This window comes from Bradyrhizobium sp. SZCCHNS2022, assembly GCF_032377575.1.
Lineage (GTDB): Bacteria > Pseudomonadota > Alphaproteobacteria > Rhizobiales > Xanthobacteraceae > Bradyrhizobium > Bradyrhizobium aeschynomenes.
Genome location: NZ_JAUHHZ010000001.1, coordinates 7,627,459 through 7,644,760, shown reverse-complemented (window position 1 = coordinate 7,644,760; position 17,302 = coordinate 7,627,459). Strand labels below are relative to the sequence as shown.

At 66.1% G+C, this 17,302-nt stretch carries 20 protein-coding genes; 7 read left to right on the top strand and 13 right to left on the bottom strand.

The features are described 5' to 3' along the window. Positions 1–231: 231 nt before the first annotated feature. The 6 genes from QXZ94_RS34135 to miaA form a co-directional block, all read right to left on the bottom strand. Positions 232–921: a class I SAM-dependent methyltransferase gene (locus tag QXZ94_RS34135; RefSeq protein WP_315725900.1), complete on the bottom strand. Its 690-nt coding sequence runs from the start codon at positions 919–921 to the stop codon at positions 232–234. Between the two features lie 3 nt (positions 922–924). Further along, entirely contained in the window at positions 925–1,467 is a 543-nt protein-coding gene (gene ilvN, locus QXZ94_RS34130; RefSeq protein WP_315725898.1) for an acetolactate synthase small subunit, read from the bottom strand. 151 nt (positions 1,468–1,618) lie between these two features. After that, positions 1,619–2,605: a threonine dehydratase gene (locus QXZ94_RS34125; RefSeq protein WP_315725896.1), complete on the bottom strand. Its 987-nt coding sequence runs from the start codon at positions 2,603–2,605 to the stop codon at positions 1,619–1,621. A 158-nt stretch (positions 2,606–2,763) separates the two neighbouring features. Next, on the bottom strand, positions 2,764–4,533 hold the full coding sequence (locus QXZ94_RS34120) for an acetolactate synthase 3 large subunit (protein ID WP_315725894.1): 1,770 nt from the start codon (positions 4,531–4,533) through the stop codon (positions 2,764–2,766). A 168-nt stretch (positions 4,534–4,701) separates the two neighbouring features. Beyond that, positions 4,702–4,968 (bottom strand): hypothetical protein, encoded by a 267-nt coding sequence (locus QXZ94_RS34115; protein ID WP_315725892.1) that lies wholly within the window; start codon positions 4,966–4,968, stop codon positions 4,702–4,704. Between the two features lie 98 nt (positions 4,969–5,066). Then, positions 5,067–5,984 carry a tRNA (adenosine(37)-N6)-dimethylallyltransferase MiaA gene (miaA, locus tag QXZ94_RS34110; protein ID WP_315725890.1) on the bottom strand — a complete coding sequence of 306 codons (918 nt, stop codon included), beginning with the start codon at positions 5,982–5,984 and terminating at the stop codon, positions 5,067–5,069. A gap of 3 nt (positions 5,985–5,987) precedes the next feature. Here miaA and serB point away from each other — a divergent pair, with 3 nt between their 5' ends. From serB to arsH, 7 genes are all read left to right on the top strand, one after another. Beyond that, positions 5,988–6,878, top strand: a complete 891-nt coding sequence (serB, locus tag QXZ94_RS34105; protein ID WP_315725888.1) for a phosphoserine phosphatase SerB — start codon at positions 5,988–5,990, stop codon at positions 6,876–6,878. Positions 6,879–7,463: 585 nt separating this feature from the next. Then, positions 7,464–7,736, top strand: coding sequence for a hypothetical protein (locus QXZ94_RS34100; RefSeq protein WP_315725886.1), 273 nt, complete (start codon positions 7,464–7,466; stop codon positions 7,734–7,736). A gap of 437 nt (positions 7,737–8,173) precedes the next feature. After that, complete coding sequence (locus QXZ94_RS34095) at positions 8,174–8,470, top strand: metalloregulator ArsR/SmtB family transcription factor (protein WP_315725883.1); 297 nt, start codon at positions 8,174–8,176, stop codon at positions 8,468–8,470. After that, positions 8,467–9,522 (top strand): permease, encoded by a 1,056-nt coding sequence (locus QXZ94_RS34090; RefSeq protein WP_315725881.1) that lies wholly within the window; start codon positions 8,467–8,469, stop codon positions 9,520–9,522. The genes QXZ94_RS34095 and QXZ94_RS34090 overlap by 4 nt, the downstream gene beginning before the upstream one ends. 13 nt (positions 9,523–9,535) lie before the next feature. Next, positions 9,536–9,772 (top strand): thioredoxin family protein, encoded by a 237-nt coding sequence (locus tag QXZ94_RS34085; protein WP_315725879.1) that lies wholly within the window; start codon positions 9,536–9,538, stop codon positions 9,770–9,772. After that, on the top strand, positions 9,757–10,272 hold the full coding sequence (locus tag QXZ94_RS34080) for a heme-binding protein (protein WP_315725877.1): 516 nt from the start codon (positions 9,757–9,759) through the stop codon (positions 10,270–10,272). The genes QXZ94_RS34085 and QXZ94_RS34080 overlap by 16 nt, the downstream gene beginning before the upstream one ends. 190 nt (positions 10,273–10,462) lie before the next feature. Then, positions 10,463–11,164, top strand: coding sequence for an arsenical resistance protein ArsH (gene arsH, locus QXZ94_RS34075; protein WP_172111285.1), 702 nt, complete (start codon positions 10,463–10,465; stop codon positions 11,162–11,164). Positions 11,165–11,443: 279 nt separating this feature from the next. Here arsH and QXZ94_RS34070 read toward each other — a convergent pair whose 3' ends face one another. The 7 genes from QXZ94_RS34070 to QXZ94_RS34040 form a co-directional block, all read right to left on the bottom strand. Next, positions 11,444–11,794, bottom strand: coding sequence for a hypothetical protein (locus QXZ94_RS34070; RefSeq protein ID WP_315725875.1), 351 nt, complete (start codon positions 11,792–11,794; stop codon positions 11,444–11,446). Between the two features lie 161 nt (positions 11,795–11,955). Then, the gene (locus QXZ94_RS34065) at positions 11,956–13,458 is read right to left on the bottom strand and encodes a Do family serine endopeptidase (RefSeq protein WP_315725873.1); all 1,503 of its coding nucleotides are present in this window, start codon (positions 13,456–13,458) and stop codon (positions 11,956–11,958) included. A gap of 222 nt (positions 13,459–13,680) precedes the next feature. Beyond that, on the bottom strand, positions 13,681–13,887 hold the full coding sequence (locus QXZ94_RS34060; RefSeq protein WP_172110965.1) for a DUF2065 domain-containing protein: 207 nt from the start codon (positions 13,885–13,887) through the stop codon (positions 13,681–13,683). A gap of 111 nt (positions 13,888–13,998) precedes the next feature. Then, positions 13,999–14,934, bottom strand: a complete 936-nt coding sequence (hflC, locus tag QXZ94_RS34055) for a protease modulator HflC (protein WP_315725870.1) — start codon at positions 14,932–14,934, stop codon at positions 13,999–14,001. Beyond that, the gene (gene hflK, locus QXZ94_RS34050) at positions 14,931–16,058 is read right to left on the bottom strand and encodes an FtsH protease activity modulator HflK (protein ID WP_315725868.1); all 1,128 of its coding nucleotides are present in this window, start codon (positions 16,056–16,058) and stop codon (positions 14,931–14,933) included. The genes hflC and hflK overlap by 4 nt, the downstream gene beginning before the upstream one ends. A gap of 249 nt (positions 16,059–16,307) precedes the next feature. Then, complete coding sequence (locus tag QXZ94_RS34045; protein ID WP_315725866.1) at positions 16,308–16,820, bottom strand: dihydrofolate reductase; 513 nt, start codon at positions 16,818–16,820, stop codon at positions 16,308–16,310. Beyond that, complete coding sequence (locus QXZ94_RS34040) at positions 16,817–17,302, bottom strand: GNAT family N-acetyltransferase (protein ID WP_315725864.1); 486 nt, start codon at positions 17,300–17,302, stop codon at positions 16,817–16,819. The genes QXZ94_RS34045 and QXZ94_RS34040 overlap by 4 nt, the downstream gene beginning before the upstream one ends.

The following is a 17,302-nucleotide window of genomic DNA, read 5'->3' as shown; positions in this document are numbered from 1 at the left end:
AGACGTGGATGCCCGGGACGAGCCCGGGCATGACGGAGTCACAAACTCCCAGGAGGGCGGACCGCGACAGCTTCAGTTCACAAGATGCGATCCGGGTGAGGGGGTACAGGTCTCTCCGCGGACACTCCCCGTGCGGCTGCCCCTCACCCCAACCCTCTCCCCGTAAGAACGGGGAGAGGGGGCGCACCGTCGGCTGCGCGAGAGCAAGACTCACCCGTCTGTAGTTCATTTCTAGCCCTGCCCCGCCGGCTTCCGCAGCACGTAGGTCGCGTGCATCGGGGCGTGGTAGTCGGCGGACACCGTCACGAAGCCCACCTCGGCCAGCATGCGCTCCATCACCCAGGCGAAGGTCGAGTTCTCGTCGCGCATGTGGGTGATGACGCTGTCGCGCGCGAGGTCGTGGTTCTTGATGTTGAAATCGGCCCATTGCTCGACCGAGCGCTCGGCGCCGTCGGGCATGCTGACATAGACGATGTCGCGCAGGAAGAACTGCGCGCCCGGCTTCAGCGCCGCATAGATCCGCGCCAGCGCCACCGCCTTCCAGAAGTCCGGCAGATGGTGCAGCGTGAACTCGCTGGCGATCAGGTCGTAAGAGTTGGGCTCATAGGCGAACGACAGCAGCCCAGCCGAATGCATCCGCACCGCGGTGCGGCGATCCCTGGTGTAGATCCGAGTCAGCGCCAACATCGCCGGCGAGATGTCGATGGCGTCGACCACGGCCCCCATCAGCGCGGCTTCCGTCGCCAGCACGCCGTTGCCGCAGCCGATGTCGGCCACCCGCCAGCCCGGCTTGACGCCGAGCATCTTCAACGCGGCGCGCGCCCGCTCGTCGGCATCATCCCCCGAGCCGTAGATCGAGGCCACGGCATGGTCGAGCCCGATCCGGTTGCGTTCGTTGTAGTACCAGTCGCGCGCCAGCATGGCTCACATCCCTTCCGGTCCCCGCCCGATCGCCGCGATGCCGGTCCTGGCCACTTCGACCAGGCCGAGCGGGCGCATCAGATCGATAAACTGAGTGATCTTGTCGGTATTGCCTGTGATCTCGAACACAAAGCTCTCGGTGGTGGCGTCGATCACGCGGGCGCGGAACGCATCCGCCAGCCTGAGCGCCTCGACCCTGGGCTCGCCGATGCCGCGCACCTTGACCATCGCGAGCTCGCGCTCGATCGCGCGCTTGGTCAGCGTCATGTCGACGACGCGGTAGACCGGGATCATGCGGTCGAGCTGGTGCTTGATCTGCTGGATCACCATCGGCGTGCCGGTCGTGACGATAGTGATGCGCGACAGGTGCTTCTGGCTCTCGGTCTCGGAGACGGTGAGGCTCTCGATGTTGTAGCCGCGCCCCGAGAACAGGCCGATGACGCGCGCGAGCACGCCGGGCTCGTTCTGCACGAGGACCGACAACGTGTGGGTCTCGTTCGGATCGTGGCGGTCTTCGATGAAATAGGCGGAGGCTGGCTGGTTCATTGGTGTCCCCGTGATGTGTCTCCCGTCATGCCCGCGCAGGCGGGCATCCAGTAAACGCCGGCATTCGTGAGACTCACGACGGCCGCGGCGTACTGGATCGCCCGGTCAAGCCGGGCGATGACAGCGGTGTGTGTGGTGAGCTGCGTGGCCTTCATGCCGCTCCCGCCTTCTCAGTTTCAGCGGCCGCCGGCATCACCCAGCGCCTGAACAGGTCGAGATCGATGTTGCCGCCGGTCAGCACCAGGCCGACGCGCTTGCCTGCGAGCTTGTGCTTCTCCTGCAGGGCGGCTGCGAGCGAGGCCGCGCCGGCGCCCTCGGCAAGATTGTGGGTGTCGGTCCAGAAGATGCGGATGGCTTCGGCAATCTCGGCGTCGCTGACCTGAACGATGCGGGAGGCGCCCTTCAGGATGATCGCGAGCGCGTCCGCATCGGGGCTGCGCGTCGCCAGTCCGTCGGCGTTGGTATCGGCGCTGTTGGTGGACACGACCGTGCGGGCCGCGAACGACAGCGCATAGGACGGCGCGCCCGTCGACTGCACGCCGACGATCTCGGTCTTCAGCCCAAGCAGGTCGCGCGCCATGATGCAGCCGCAGATGCCGGAGCCCTGCCCGACCGAGACGTAGAGCACGTCGAGATCGGGAGCGCTGCGCAACAGCTCCAGCGCATAGGTGGCGACGCCGCGCACGAGATCGGGGTGGAACGACGGCACCATGTGCAGGCCGTCGCGCGCGGCGTGGCGTCCCGCCTCCTCGCGCGATTCCTGGAAGTCGCTGCCATGCTCGATCAGCTCGGCGCCGAACGCGGCCATCGCGCGGTTCTTCTCGACCGAATTGCCGCGTGGCACGTAGATCGTCACCGGCAGGCCGTTGCGGCGGCCGGCGAAGGCGACGCTCTGGCCGTGATTGCCGCGCGTCGCGGTGATCAGCCCGCGGACACCCGGCTGCGTGCGCTTGAGGTTGTCGACATAGACCAACCCGCCGCGCACCTTGAACGCGCCGGCCGGCGTGTGGTTCTCGTGCTTGACGACGACATGCGTCCCCAGCCGCTGCGCCAGCAACGGCCACGCATGCGTCGGCGTCGCCGGCACGGCGGCGCCGACGATGGCGTGGGCAGCTTCAAGCTCAGCTAGTGTGAACACGGCTGCCTCCGCACAATAGCTGTCATGCCCGCGAAGGCGGGCATCCAGTAAGCCGCGGCGGTCGTGGGACTCGCGACGGCCGCGGCGTACTGGATCGCCCGGTCAAGCCGGGCGATGACAGTGGAGTATGGGGTGGGCGCTGTGCTCACGGTCCGTCCTCACACCAGCGCCTTGCCGCCCGCGAACGCCGCGGCCGGATCGCTCGCCTCCGCCGGCAGGATCATCTCGTTATGCGCCTTGCCCGACGGGATCATCGGGAAGCAGTTCTCCAGCGCCGCGACGCGGCAGTCGAACAGCACCGGCTTCTTGACCGAGATCATCTCCTTGATCGCGCCGTCGAGATCGCCCGGCTTGCTGACCTGCAGACCGACGCCGCCATAGGCCTCGGCGAGCTTGACGAAGTCCGGCAGCGCCTCCGAGTAGGAATGCGACAGGCGGTTGCCGTGCAGCAGCTGCTGCCATTGCCGCACCATGCCCATGTACTGGTTGTTGAGGATGAAGATCTTGACCGGCAGCTCGTACTGCACCGCCGTCGACATCTCCTGCATCGTCATCTGGACCGAGGCGTCGCCGCCGATGTCGATGACCAGGCTGTCGGGATGCGCGACCTGCACGCCGATCGCCGCCGGCAGGCCGTAGCCCATGGTGCCGAGGCCGCCCGAGGTCATCCAGCGGTGCGGCTCCTCGAAGCCGTAGAACTGCGCCGCCCACATCTGGTGCTGGCCGACCTCGGTCGTGATGTAGGTGTCGCGCCCGCGTGTCAGCTCGAACAGCCGCTGGATCGCATATTGCGGCATGATCACGTCGCGGTTCGGCTTGTAGGCGAGCGAGTTGCGCGCGCGCCAGACGGCGATCTCCTGCCACCACGACTTGATGTCGGGCTTCTTCGCCTCCGCCTTGAACACCTGCAGAATGTCGGCGAGCACGTCGCCGCAATCACCGATGATCGGCACGTCGACGCGGATGTTCTTGTTGATCGACGACGGATCGATGTCGATGTGGATCTTCTTCGAGTTCGGCGAGAACGCATCGGTGCGGCCGGTGATGCGGTCGTCGAAGCGCGCACCGACGCACAGCATGACGTCGCAATCATGCATCGTCATGTTGGCCTCGTAGGTGCCGTGCATGCCGAGCATGCCCAGCCAGTTCGGCCCCGACGCCGGATAGGCCCCCAGCCCCATCAGGGTCGAAGTGATCGGAAAGCCCGTGACCTCGACCAGCTCGCGCAGCAGCCGCGACGCCTCGGGGCCCGAATTGACGACCCCGCCGCCGGAATAGATCACCGGCCGCTTGGCCGAGGCCAAGAGCGCGACGGCTTTGCGAATCTGCATCGCATCGCCCTTGACGCGCGGCGAATAGGAGATGTGGACGTCGGACTTGCGCGGCGGATGATAGGTGCCGGTGGCGAACTGCACGTCCTTCGGCACGTCGACGACAACAGGGCCGGGACGGCCCGTCGTGGCGACGTAGAACGCCTCGTGCAGCACCTTCGCGAGATCGTTGACGTTTCGGACCAGCCAATTGTGCTTGGTGCAGGGCCGGGTGATGCCGACGGTGTCACATTCCTGGAAGGCGTCATTGCCGATCAGATGCGTCGGCACCTGGCCGGTGATGCAGACCAGCGGGATCGAATCCATCAGCGCATCCGCCAGCGGCGTCACCATGTTGGTGGCGCCCGGGCCCGAGGTCACCAGCACGACGCCGGGCTTGCCGGTCGAGCGCGCATAGCCCTCGGCGGCATGGCCGGCACCCTGCTCGTGGCGGACCAGGATGTGCTCGACCTCGCTCTGCTGGAAGATCTCGTCATAGATCGGAAGCACCGCGCCGCCGGGATAGCCGAAGAGGTGCTGCACGCCGTGGTCGATGAGCGCGCGCACGATCATCGCGGCGCCGGTCATCTGGTTCGGATCGTGGCTCTTGTCGGTCATGGCAGGCTCCGGATCGCTTCTTGAAAGCGGCTGGTCGTTTGGTCGGTCGGTTCGGTCTGGCTTCGGTCGGTTCGTCTTGGGTCGCTTGGTTCAGGGTCGGTGGTGGCTTCCGGGCAATAAAAAAGGGCCCTGGAAGGCCCTGCGCACCGCTCGGATTTTGGATGGCCGCTAGCCATCCCCGGCGATGCGCCTGGGTACGACTACGATAAGGAGAATGGCAATAAAATTGCGCATGACGGCGAGCTGGCTTCCCAAAGGTTGCGCGAACATAACCATGGTCGCCTTGATGTCAAGGCAAAGCAGGTCCGCCAGCGCGATTTTGTCAAGGTAGCGCGGATTTTGCGGTTCGGCGAGCGGTAATTTGGCCGTCGCTCTCCAAGACGAGGTAATAGGCTGGATGAGAGCACGGGCTCCATCTCCAAGCGAGGTCGTCATTCCGGGGCGCCCGGAGGGCGAGCCCGGAATCCATACTCACGATGGTGGTTATGGATTCCGGGCCCATCGCTTCGCGATGTCCCGGAATGACGATGCGGCTAGAGATTGGCCACCCACGCCCTCGCCGCCTCCGGCGTCATCCATTCGAACTCCGGCAGCTGATGCCGAAACCAGGTGAACTGCCGCTTGGCGTAATGCCTGGTGTCGGCCTTGCCGATGGTGGCCGCCTCCTCCCGCGTGATCTCTCCTCTGAGATGGCGGATCAGCGCCGGCACGCCGTGGGCCTTCATGGCCGGCAGCAGCGGGTCGAGCCCGCGCGCGGCGAGCCGTTCGACCTCCTCCCGCGCGCCGGTCCCCAGCATTGCCTCGAACCGCGCATCGATCCTGGCATAGAGCGTCTCGCGCTCCGGCGCGATGAACACGCCCTGGTAGCTCCCCTCCGGCAGCAGCGGCGGGGTCGTCTCGGCATGCCAGTCGGCCAATGGCCGACCGGTCGCCTCCACCACCTCCAGTGCGCGGGCCACACGGGTGCGGTCGCGCACGTTCAACCGCGCCCCCGCCCCCGGATCGCGCCGCGCCAGCTCGGCATGCAGCGCCTCGACGCCATCGCGCTCGAGCCTGACGCGCACCGCCTCCCGCACCTCGTCCGGCACCGGTGGCACCGCAGAGAGCCCCCGCGTCAGCGCCTTGAAGTACAGCCCGGTGCCGCCGATGAAGATCGGCAGCCGCCCGTCGCGCCTGACATCCGCGAGCACCTCGGCAGCATCACGGACAAAATGACCGGCCGAGTAGTTCACGGCGGCATCGACATGGCCATAGAGCCGATGCGGCACGGCAGCTTCTTCCTCGGCTGTCGGCCGTGCCGTCAGCACCCGGAGATCGCGGTAGACCTGCATGGAATCGGTATTGATGACCACCCCGCCCGCTTTTTGCGCAAGTTCCATGGCCAGCGCCGACTTGCCGCTGGCGGTCGGCCCTGCGATAAGCACGGCTTTGTTGATCCCTGGCAAAGTCACCTGATGTCTCTCGTCGCCACCTTCATCTGCAATCCCGCCGATCCCGCGCTTGATACCACGATCGTGGAGGCCTTCCTGGCCGTGCTGCCTTCGCCGGGCACGCCGCGCTGGCTGTTCGACGAGGTCGCGATCGACATCCCGTTCTCGCATGACGGCGAGGTTCACAAGCTCGAGGCCCGCCTGCGCGACCTACGCGGCGACATGCCGATCGACATCGTCGTGCAGCCCGAGGCCGTCCGGCGCAAGAAGCTTTTTCTGGCGGACATGGATAGCACCATGATCGGCCAGGAATGCATCGACGAATTGGCCGATTTTGCCGGGCTGAAGCCAAAGGTCGCCGCCATCACCGAGCGCGCGATGCGCGGCGAGATCGCCTTCGAGCCGGCCTTGCGCGAGCGCGTCGCCCTCTTGAAGGACCTGCCGGTCAGCGTCGTCGACGAGGTGCTCGCCAAGCGCATCAAGCTGACGCCGGGCGGCCGGCAGCTGGTCATGACCATGCGCGCCCACGGCGCCTACACCTGCCTGATCTCCGGCGGCTTCACGCTGTTCACCAATGCGGTCGCAGCCAAGATCGGCTTCCAGGAGAACCGCGCCAACGAGCTCGTCATCGACGCCGGCAAGCTGACCGGCGAGGTGCGCGAGCCGATCATCGGCCGCGACGCCAAGCTCGCCACTCTGGTCGAGCTGCGCGAGTCGTTCGACGTCGACGAGATCGACACGCTCGCGGTCGGCGACGGCGCCAACGACCTCGGCATGATCGAGGCCGCCGGCCTCGGCGTCGCCTATCACGCCAAGCCCGCCGTCTCCGCCGCTGCGTCAGCCCGCATCGACCACGGCGACCTCACCGCATTGCTCTACGCCCAGGGCTACACGCGCGACCAGTTCGTGGACTGACAACGTCCTAACCCTCGTGGCGGCGGTGGGCACAGCGCGCGCTTCAGCAGCGTCCACGGCATCGAGCGTCGGCGCGCCTTTGTCCCCCCTTACGCACTTCGCAACCAACGCCTCCTCCCCGTCGTCATTCCGGGGCGCGCGCTGCGCGCGCCCCGGAATGACGGCGGAGAAAGTCATCGTCGTCCCGTGATGACACAGATCGTCCATCTCAGCCGATTGTGACAACGAGCTGAAATTGCGATTGCTGACGATCGCACCCGCACCTCGTGCCGTTGTCACCACTGCAAGCGAGATCTGCCGCAAGCCGACACGCGCTCACGCGTCTCGCGTGCGCCGCTGAGGATTTTATTTCAATCCAGCACGCTGCCACGTAACTCCATTTCAATCTCATTTCAGATCGCCGATCATACCATTCGCATCCCGCATCATTGCAGGTCGGGCACGGCCCTTTAACCGCATCACCAATCGATGAATTGTCAAATCATGCTGCAGCGCATATATTCCCGTCAGCGCTAGGGAGCGTCCAAGGAAAACGAAAACGGTTGCACGAGATGCAATCGATCATCGTCACAGAAGGACCTCCCGATGACCATCAAGCACATCATTCCCGGCTCTCTCGTTGCCCTCACACTGCTGAGCGGCGCTGCCATGGCGGCCGAGCTGCCGAGCTACGACGTCGGCGCGCTGCCGGCGACCCCGCATCAGCTCTCCGTCGTCGGCGCATCGTCCGCTGCTCAGCAGACCGTCGCGATCAATGTCGACAGCACCGCCTCGCCGCATCAGCTTACCGTGCTCGCTCATCACCGCCGCAGCGCGGCGCTCGTCGCTCCGATCACCGTCGGCAGCGTTCGCAACTAAGCGACGCAAGCAAGCCATCGTCCAATAGGCAGCGCGCGTCTCGCCAAGCGAGGCCGCGCTCCCTGTTCGGGACAACGAATGGCGTCGCGCGTGGTGAAGATCCCGGACATCCGCGCCGCTGGCAGCCCAGACGCCCAGTCCGCAGCACCTTTTGGGTCTTCGTACCCGGCTCGGCGGGCCGCATCGTCGAGACCAGCCGCGCGAACACATTCCGGCCCGCGGCGGCAAGGCCATCCCGTGCATCAATTGACCTGACGCCAATCAGCTCGCCTGATTTCCCGACCGGGAGCTCGCGGGACGTCGCTGCGCGGGCCACGCATCACCCGCCATTGCCGGGCTGCCGCCGCGCGCAGCGCCGATTGCCCGGTCAAACCGCAGATCCGCGATCCATTATTTGCGCTATTGCGCAAATACGAAAATACGCATATATTGGGATTATGTCCGATCCCGTCCCGCTGCTTGCCGCTCTGGCCGAGCCGACCCGCCTCGCCGCCCTGCGCATCCTTTGGGACGGCGGCGAGCACTGCGTCTGCGAGCTCATGCGGCAGCTCCAAGCCAGCGCATCGCGCATGAGCCGGCACATGTCCGCCCTCAAGGCCGCCGGTCTCGTCATCGACCGGCGTGACGCCCAGTGGGTCCGGTATCGGCTGAGCCCTGACCTGACGCCCGATCGCCGCGCCATCCTCGATGCCGTGATGGCGGCCATGCCTGAGCCGAACAGGAGCGCAGCATGAAAAACGAAACTTCAACCTACCCTGACGGATCGGCATCGGCTGTGATCTGGATCATTGCGACGGCAGCTGCGGTCGCGTTGTGGTTTGCGGTCTACTGGCAGCTGGAAGCGTTCTCGGCATGGCTGGTATCGTCGCTGCCGGTGTCCCGCGACAGCCATCTGGAACAAGCCGCGCGGTTCTTCGTGTTCGACGCGCCGAAGGTCCTGATGCTGATGACGCTGGTCGTGTTCGGCATGGGCGTCGTACGCAGCTTTTTTTCAGCCGAGCGAACTCGCGCGTTGCTCGCCGGCAAGCGCGAGGGCCTCGGCAATGTCGCGGCTGCGATCCTCGGCGTATTCACTCCCTTCTGCTCGTGCTCGGCGGTGCCGCTCTTCGTCGGCTTCGTCTCGGCCGGCGTCCCGCTCGGGGTGACCTTCTCGTTCCTGATCGCGGCGCCGATGGTGAACGAGGTCGCGCTCGGTCTTCTGTTCGCGCTGGTCGGCTGGAGGATCGCCGCGATCTATCTGGCCTTCGGCCTGGCGGTCGCGATCGTGGCGGGATGGATCATCGGACGACTGCACCTCGAAGGCTGGCTCGAGGAATGGGTTCGCAACGTACGCGCAGGACAGGCGGAGCTGCAGCCGGATTCGCCGACCGTCGCCGATCGAATCCGGGCCGGGATCGATGCAGTGCGCGACATCGTCGGCCGCGTCTGGGCCTGGATCATCATTGGCATCGCCGCGGGCGCATTCATTCACGGCTATGTCCCGAACGACCTGCTCGCCTCGATCATGGGCAAGGACCAATGGTGGTCCGTGCCGGCCGTGGTGCTGATCGGCGTGCCGATGTACGCCAACGCTGCGGGCATCATTCCGGTCGTCGAGGCGCTGCTCGGCAAGGGTGCGGCGCTGGGAACGGTGCTCGCCTTCATGATGAGCGTCATCGCGCTTTCGTTTCCCGAGATGATCATTCTGCGCAAGGTTCTGACGCTCCGGCTGATCGCCGTCTTTGCGGGCGTCGTCGCCGCCGGCATCGTCGCCGTCGGCTTTTTGTTCAACGCCCTGTTCGGATGAAAGGACAAGCCCCATGAAGAACGTCAAGATTCTCGGCTCCGGCTGCAAGCGCTGTGTTCAGACCGCAGCAATGGTCTCCGCGGAAGCAAGCAAGCTCGGCATCGAGATCGAGCTGGAAAAGATTACGGACTTCGCCGACATCGCCCGGTTCGGCATCGCCTCGACGCCGGGCGTGGTGATCGATGGCAAGGTCGTTCACGCGGGTGGGCTGCCGAAGGCCGAGGACATGGCGAAATGGCTGTCGGCGTGATGGTGTTGCGTCCGCTGCTCGCAGCCGTCCTCCTTTTCGGCCCGGCTGTCGTTGCGCGCGCCGACGAGCCCACATGGACGCGGCGGATCATCGCGCCGGACACGGCGCTCAAGGCAGCACAGGCGGCGCTCGCGGAGTGCCGCAAACGCGGCTGGCAGGCTGCCGTGACCGTGAGCGATCCGTCGGGGCTCGCGCTGGTCACCCTGCGCGACCGTTTCGCCGGCTGGCATACCCTCGAGGCCGCGACGGGCAAGGCGAGGACGGCCGCGAGCTGGCGCGAGGCGACGAGCACGCTCGCAGCCCGGCTGGCACGACCGGACGCCGCGGAGCGGGCCATCGTCAACGTTCCCGGCGTTGTCATGGTCGGCGGCGGCATGCCAATAGAGGCCGCTGGCCAGCAGGTCGGAGCGATCGGCGTATCCGGCGCGCCCGGAGGCGACAACGACGACATCTGCGCGAAGGCCGGCATCGAAGCCGTCGCTGCGGACATCGCGTTCTAAGCTCTTGGCGTTCTAAGCTCTTGGCGTTCTAAGCTCTTGGCGTTCTGAGCGCTTGGCGTTCTGAGCGCTTGGCGTTCTGAGCGCTTGGCGTTCTGAGCGCTTGGCGTTCTGAGCGCTTGTGCCGGCGGATCTCGAACGAGGACGGCCAACGCCGATCATTTTTCCGGAGGATACCGCGTTGTCTGACACGATGCCTCAATTGGACGAAACCGCCTTCCATCCCATCGACCGCGCGAAGCTGCTGGAGCCGGCGCTCTCCTCCCACCCTCCGCGAATCCTGCTGCTCTACGGATCGCTGCGGCAACGCTCGTTCAGCCGGCTTCTCACCGAGGAAGCCGCACGCATTCTCGCCCGCTTCGGCGCGGAGACGCGCAGCTTCGATCCGCACGGGCTGCCGCTGGTCGACGACGCGTGGCCCGACCATCCCAAGGTCGGAGAGCTGCACGAGCTCGTGACCTGGTGCGAGGGCATGGTGTGGTGCTCGCCGGAGCGGCACGGGGCGATGACCGGGGTGATGAAGACCCAGATCGACTGGATCCCGCTGTCGCTCGGGGCCGTCCGGCCGACACAGGGCAAGACGTTGGCCGTGATGCAGGTCAGCGGCGGCTCGCAGTCGTTCAACGCCGTCAATCAGCTGCGAGTCCTCGGCCGCTGGATGCGCCTGATCACCATTCCAAACCAGTCCTCGGTGCCGAAGGCCTTCGCGGAGTTCGACGACGCTGACCGCATGAAGCCGTCGCCCTATTACGATCGCGTCGTCGACGTGATGGAAGAGCTCGTCAAGTTCACGCTGCTGACGCGCGACCGGACGGAGTACCTGGTCGACCGCTATTCCGAGCGCAAGGAGAATGCCGAGGAGCTGTCGAAGCGGGTCAATCAGCGATCGCTGTGAGGCTCCGGCCGCGCGCTCCACCGTGTCCGGAACGTCGTCGCCGGCCGGCGGGGGCGCTGCAGTAGATTCTGAAAAAAATAATCTTCTTGCGTTTTATCTGAAATCATGATTATCTCCGCGCATCCCGCCTCACTCGGAGGGGCGTTGCGCGCGATCGTCACGACACGCGAGGTGGGGATGCGATGGCCGCGGTGTTGCCGCAGCGTGTCTTCGGGCACGCCGACGAACGGCTTTGCTGCGGACGTGAAATCGCAGCGTCCTGATACCCCGACGCTGGTATCAAGCCGCGATGGCGCTGACGTGCCGCGTGGTGATGGTGGCCAACAAGCCCGGCGCACCAGGGAGACTGCGTATAAGCGTGAAGACCGTCGCGCAGGGAATGCCGGTTGAACCGGCTTTGCCTGTGGTACCTGCCGCCTGCATTTTTTTCGCAGGCGGGCCATGGGTGAGGCCTTCACCCGGCATTCCCTGCGCCCTCTGCATGTTTGCGAGGGACGAGCGATCGCAGACCTCGGGCATGATGTGCCGCGAGAACGCGGCGCCATGTCCTTCACCTGCCCCAGCTGTTTGAGCCGTGAATCCATCCACCGTCGTCATCCCGGACAAGCCGTGCCGCGCGAAGCGCGGCATGGCGCCGATCCGGGATCCATACGCCGCAGCAAAGGTGATGGGCAAAATGCCAATGACCCACCTGCCCCAAACCGCTCCCTCAAGGGTATGGGTCCCGGCTCAAGGCCGGGACGACAGCGAGTGTGCCGGCCCAGGGTTGCCCCGAAGGACGAACGCCGAGCCTATTGCAGGCTCAACGCCACGAAGCGAAGCTCACCGTCGGCGTTCGACACCAGCAGCAGAACCGACTTCTTGCCGTCTTTCTTGAGCTGGTCGACGCGCTTCTTGATGTCGAGACCCGAGGTCACCGCCTCCTGGGCAACCTCGACGATGACGTCGCCGGCCGACAGCCGCTTCTCGGCGGCGTCGGAGGCCTGGTCGACACCGGTGACGACGACGCCCTTGACGCTGTCCTTGATCTTGTAGCGCGTGCGCAAGTCCTTCGACAAAGCGGCGAGATCGAGCCCGAGCGCCTTCTGGGTGGCTGGCTTCTCGGCCGGCTCGTCCTTCTTGATCGCCGCCTGCTGGACCTTCTCATTGTCCTCGAGCCGGCCGAGCTTGACCTTGAGGGTCTGCTCCTGGCCCTTGCGGATGATGACGACGTCGACCTCCTTGCCGACGGCGGAGTCGGCGACGATGCGCGACAGGTCCTTCGGCTCCTTGATGTCGCGGCCGTCGAACTTGACGACGACGTCGCCGGGCTCGATGCCGGCCGGCTTGGCCGGCCCCTTGTCGTCGACGCCGGCCACCAGCGCGCCGCGCGCCGGCTTGATGTTGAGACTCTCAGCGATCTCGTCGGTGACGCCCTGGATGCGCACCCCGAGCCAGCCGCGGCGCAGCTCGCCGAACTGGCGCAGCTGGTCGACGACGCCGGCGACCGTCTTCGACGGCACCGCGAAGCCGATGCCGATCGAGCCGCCGGACGGCGAGATGATCAGCGTGTTGACGCCGATGACCTCGCCATCGAGATTGAACAGCGGACCGCCGGAATTGCCGCGATTGATCGAGGCATCGGTCTGGATGTAGCTGTCATAGGGCCCAGACGAGATGTCGCGGTTCTTGGCCGAGACGATGCCGGCCGTGACGGTGCCGCCGAGGCTGAACGGGTTGCCGATGGCGACCACCCATTCGCCGAGGCGGAGCTTGTCCGAGTCGCCGAACTTGACGACCGTCAGCGGCCGCGGCGGCTTGAACTTGAGCACCGCGAGGTCGGTCTTCTTGTCGACGCCGACCAGCTCGGCCTTGATCTTGGTGCCGTCGTTGAGGATCACGTTGATCTCGTCGGCGTCGGCGATGACGTGGTTGTTGGTGACCACGACGCCGGAATCGTCGACGATGAAGCCGGAGCCCAGCGAGTTGGTGCGCCGCGGCGAGTTGTCGGCGCCGCCCCGGCCGCCCGGACCGCCGCGGCGGTTCTTGAAGAAATCGTCGAAGAACTCCTCGAACGGCGAGCCCGGCGGCACCTGCGGATTGGCGTTGCGGTTCTCGGAGGAGCCACCCTTGGCCTCGACGGTCTGCGAGGTCGAGATGTTGACGACGGCGTCGATGACCCGCTCGGCGACGTCGGCGATCCCCTCGGGTCCGCGCGCCGAGGCCGGGACCGGCGCGAGCGCCCAGCCCGCGGCCAGGACAACCGCAGTCAGGACGGGACGCAGGCGACGGCTGAAAGCAAGGGTTGCGGTCATCGGGCGGATCTCCAGAAAAGTCGGCAAATTCAATCGGTACAGTGCGCCGGAACCGGGCGGGGACGCAAGCACGCCCGATCGGACCGCCCGATTCATCATTGAAGGCGACCTAATACGTCAAAATGGCGCAGCCATCGCCTCACAATGGCGTTGGCCGGGCGGCAAACGCAATCGGTTGGACGCCGGAAGCAGCCGCGGCGCAGCGAGGCCGGACGAGGCCCGTCAGATCGGGCGCCGGATGACCCAGATCAGGATCAGGCCGGCCACCGCCGAGCCGATGCCGACGGCACGCAGCACGTTGTCGGGCGTGGTCATCGCGGTCTTCATGGCCCGGCGCATCCACTCGGGACTTGCCGCGAACATCAGGCCTTCGATCACGAACAGGATACCTAATCCGATGAGGAAATCGGAAAACGCAATGGACCTCATCGGACCCGGACCTCCCGTTCGACCTTCTTGATGTCAGACGGGGCGAAGCAACGGCTTCGCCCCGTCCGTGTCAACTCATATTCGCCGGGGATCGACCGACCCCCGCCGACATCAGGGCTTGGCGGCCTGCGCGGCCGCAGCGGTCGTGCTGGCCGCCGACGGCGTTTGCGCCCCCGCCTTCCCCGACGGGTTGGCGAAGTAGCGGAAGAACTCCGAATCCGGCCGCAGCAGGAAGCGGGTATCGCCGGACTTCAGGCCGGTCTCATAGGCCGTCATCGAGCGGTAGAAGGCAAAGAAGTCCGGATCCTTGCCATAGGCCTCGGCGAACAGCCGGTTGCGCTCGGCATCGCCGGCACCACGGGTCTGCTCCGCCGTCGAATTGGCCTCGGCAATGATCACCGTCGCCTCGCGGTCGGCCTTGGACTTGATCTCCTGGGCCTTCTGGCCACCTAACGCCCGGAACTCCTCGGCCTCGCGCTGCCGCTCGGTCTTCATCCGGTTGTAGACCGCCTGGCTGTTGGCCTCCGGCAGGTCGGCGCGGCGGATGCGGACATCCACCACCTGGATGCCGTAGGCATCGGCCTCCTTGTCGAGCTGATCGCGGATCTTGCGCATCAGGACCTCACGCTCGTCGCGGACGACCTGCGTGAAGGTGACCTCGCCGAGCACGCGGCGGAGCGAGGCGTTGAGCAGGGTGCCGAGCTGTATATTGGCCTGCTGGATCGAGCCGGCGCTCTGGTAGAACTGCAGCGCGTTCTTGATCTTGTAGCGCGCGAAGGCATCGACCACGAGCCGCTTCTGGTCGAACGCGATCACCTCCTGGGAGGGGTTCTCGAGGTCGAGGATGCGCTTGTCGATCGAGATCACGTTGTCGATGAACGGGGCCTTGAAGTTCAGGCCGGGCTGGGTGACGACGTCGACCGGCTTGCCGAACCGCACCACGAGCGCCTGCTCGGTCTGCTGCACGGTGAACAGCGAGCTGTAGCCGATCACGACGAGCGCGAGCACGACGACGAGCGACAGGATGCCTGTGACGGGGGACCTCATCGGACGCCTCCCTGCTGAGCGGGCGGCGCCTGGCGGCGCGGCGCGAGATCGCCGAGCGGCAGCAGCGGGACGGGCCCGCCGGACGGGCCACCGTCGAGCACGAGCTTCTCGGAGCCCGAGAGCACGCGCTCCATGGTCTCGAGATAGATGCGTTCACGGGTCACGTCGGGCGCCTTCTTGTACTCGTCATAGACCTTCAGGAAGCGCGCGCTCTGGCCCTTGGCCTCGGCGACCGCCTGCTCCTTGTAGCCTTCCGCCGTCTGCAGGATCTGCGCAGCGCGGCCGCGCGCATCAGGCACGATCTTGTTGGCGTAGGTCTGCGCCTCGTTCTGCAGACGCTCGAGGTCGGCGCGGGCCGCCTGGACGTCGCGGAACGCCTCGATGACCTGGGCCGGCGGATCGACCTTCTGCATCTGCACCTGGGTGATCTGGATGCCGGAGCCGTAAGTGTCGAGCGTCTTCTGCATCAGCTCCTGCACGTTCTGCTCGATGACGGTGCGGGCGCCGGTCAGGATCGGCTGGATGTTCGAACGGCCGATCACCTCGCGCATCGCGCTCTCGGCCACCGCCTTCACGGTGCCCTCGGGATTCTGGATGTTGAACAGGAAGTCGGCGGCGCCCTTCGGCTTGATGCGCCACAGCACGGTGACGTCGACATCGACGATGTTCTCGTCGCCGGTCAGCATCAGGCTCTCCTCCGGCACGTCGCGACCGCCGCGGCCGCGCCGGCCGGGATCGTCATTGGCGGTGATGCCGATCGAGATCGAATTGACGCGCAGCGCCTTGGGCAGCATCACGGTCTCGATCGGGTAAGGCAGGTGATAGCGCAGGCCCGGCTGCTCATCGCGGACATATTTGCCGAATCGCAGCACCACGCCGAGCTCCTCGGACTGCACCCGGTAGAAGCCGGACAGCAGCCAGATGGCGATGGCGCCGACCACGATCAGGAGGATGCCGACGGCGCCGAAGCCGCCACCGGGGATGAACTGCTGCAGCCGGTCCTGGCCACGCCGCAGAAGATCTTCCAGGTCGGGGGGCCTTGGACCGACCGGTTGCGGTCCCGAGCCCCAGGGTCCCTTCGGACCCGGACCCCACGGGCCTCCGCCCTGATTCTTCCACGCCATCGATCGATCTCCTCCGAGAGGCTGATAGTGCACAACGCCGGCCCCGACGGTGGCCGGGTTATAAGGGACGGCCCCGCCCCTTACAACGTAGCGCTCCAGCTAAGCCCGAACCGGGTTTTGTCAATGTAAACAGGGCGGCAAGCGCCCGTTTGCCGCGCCTGGACAGGCCCGGCGCGGCCAAACAACGCGACTTCATCATTAACGGATGGTCTTGGAGTGGCGGCCGCATCGGTCCGCGGAGAGAAACGCTCACCGCCGCCGGCGATAGGTCACGTAGGAATATTCGGCCTGATCATCGGGACCCGAGGCATGACGCTTGCGCGCCGTCTCCTCCCATTGGGCGGGATCGATCGAGGGAAACAGCGTATCGCCCGAAGGACTCGCATGCACCTCGGTGATCTCCAGCCGGTCGGCCAACGGCATCGTCGCCGCATAGATCTCGGCGCCGCCGAGGATCGCGATCTCCGCGGCTGAACGCCGCAGCGCATCGCCCCGCGCAATGGCGAGCGCCTCGTCGACGGTGTGGGTCACGACCGCGCCGGGCGCGCGAAACTGAGAATCGCGGGTGATGACGATGTTGGTGCGGCCGGGCAGCGGCCGGCGCGGAAACGAGATGAATGTCTTGCGCCCCATCACGATCGGCCGCCCCATCGTCATGGCCTTAAGACGTTGCATGTCGCTCTTCTGCCGCCACGGAATGCCACCGGCGGCACCAATCACGCGGTTGTCGGCGATCGCGACGACGAGAACGATCTCGATCATGGCGCCTTCTCCGCCAGCCGAGTCAGTGCTTCGCCCGTCACCTTGCACAGGGTCCACTCGTCCATCAGCTCCGCCCCGAGCGATTTGTAGAAGGTGATCGACGGCGCGTTCCAGTCGAGCACCGACCATTGCAGCCGCGCCCAGTCGCGCTGCACGCAGGTCGCGGCGAGATGGCCGAGCAGCGCCTGGCCGATGCCGTTGCGACGGAATGCCGGGCGGACGAACAGGTCCTCGAGATAGAGGCCGGGCTTTCCGGCAAAGGTGGAGAAGTTGACGAACCAGACCGCGAAGCCCGCGACCTCGCCGTTCCATTCGGCGATGTCGCAGAACAGCGTCGGATGCTCGCAGAACAATGCGCCGGCGATGTCGACCTCGGTGGCCACGATCTCGTGGGCGAGCTTCTCGTAGTCGGCGAGCTCCTTGATCAGCGCAAATACGACGCCGATGTCGTCGGGCCGGGCGCGGCGGATGGACAGCGACAT